Source organism: Mycobacterium sp. IS-1590 (assembly GCF_001500025.1).
Classification (GTDB): Bacteria; Actinomycetota; Actinomycetes; order Mycobacteriales; family Mycobacteriaceae; genus Mycobacterium.
In genome coordinates, this window is the sequence record NZ_LQIW01000041.1 from 1 (window position 1) to 1,315 (window position 1,315).

A 1,315-nucleotide genomic window follows, 5' to 3' on the forward strand; every position below is an offset into this window, starting at 1 on the left:
TGTGATGTCTCGGGACATCGTTGGCAGATGTCCCGAGACATCATTTACATCTGGAGCCGGTTTTCGGGTGAGTTTCCGCATTTGACGCCGCGTGGTTGGTAGTCGCGGGTGGGGTCGAGGGTCAGTTTGCGGATGAGTTGGCCGGTGTCGCGGTGCAGGACGCGGATGTCGCGGTCGTCGATGAGCACGGTGACTTTGGTGCCGCGTAAGTGTTTGGACAGGCCGATGTGGTGTAGGCGGCTGTTGTAGCGGATGGTGATGACCCCGCCGGCGTCGATTGTGTCGTGGCGTACCCGGTAATGCGGCGGGATCTGGTAGCCGCTGGGGAAGGCTTTGGGTCGGTCGTTGAATGCCTCAATGGGGGTGCGGCGTCCCAGCGCCCGGTGGGGCCGCACGGTGTTGTAGTAGATCAGGAAATCGTCGATCTGGTGTTGCAGTTCGTCGATGGTGGCCGCTGGGGGTAGGGCCCGTAGGTGTTTTTTGAGGGTTTGGTGGAAGCGTTCGACCTTGCCGCAGGTCTGCGGATGGTAGGGGCGTGAGCGGCTGTATTTGATACCCAGTTCGCCGAGCATGATTTCTAGGGCGGTGCGTCCGTTGCCGCGTTGTTTGGCGGTGAAGATGGCGCCGTTGTCGGTCAGCGTGCCCGCTGGTGTGCCCCATTGGGTGATGGCTGTGGTGAAGGTGTCGACGACGTCGGGGCCAGTGGTGACAGGGCGGGCGGTGCTGGCCAGGGCCACCCGGGAGTGGTCGTCGAGCATGTCGAGGATTTCTGCCGGGCTGTTGTCGGCTAGACGCCAGTGGGTGACATCGGCTTGCCATAACTGGTTGGGCTGTTGGGCTTGGAAGCGTTGCCACGACGAGCGGGGCCGCTTGTGCGGTTGGGGTGTGACGAATCCGCGCCGTTTGAGGATGCGCCAAATCGTCGACACCGCAGGAACTTTTGTGACCTCTGGGTCGCGGGCAAGGTGGCTGGCGATGGTGGCCGCACCGGCGTCGAAGCCTTGCTTGTCGAGGGTCTTGCGCAACCAGATGATGCGCTCTTCGCACTGAGCCTCGACCGCCTGGGGACTGTGGTGTGGACGCCGCGAGTGCGGCTCGAACGCCGCCGCTCCTTCGGTCCGATACCGCTTACATAGTTGCTGGACCCAGGTGCGCGACACCTCATAATCGCGGGCGACTTCGCTTTTGCTGCGTCCTTCCAGCACCACCGCGGTGATGATGAGCTGCCCTTTCGACATGGCCGGCCTCCCACGCTTGCACAGATGCCAACTATGTCGCGAGACAGCTGCCCACTATGTCGTGAAATCAGACACTG

Annotated in this window: 1 protein-coding gene; it reads right to left on the bottom strand. The window is 62.4% G+C overall.

What is annotated here, in order from left to right:
• Window positions 1-44: 44 nt before the first annotated feature.
• Window positions 45-1,238 (bottom strand): IS481 family transposase, encoded by a 1,194-nt coding sequence (locus tag AU197_RS19445; protein WP_064404544.1) that lies wholly within the window; start codon window positions 1,236-1,238, stop codon window positions 45-47.
• Between the last annotated feature and the right edge of the window lie 77 nt (window positions 1,239-1,315).

Coding starts and splice junctions, on each gene's coding strand:
- AU197_RS19445 (WP_064404544.1), bottom strand. CDS start 1,238: ATGTCGAAAGGGCAGCTCATCATCACCGCGGTGGTGCTGGAAGGACGC.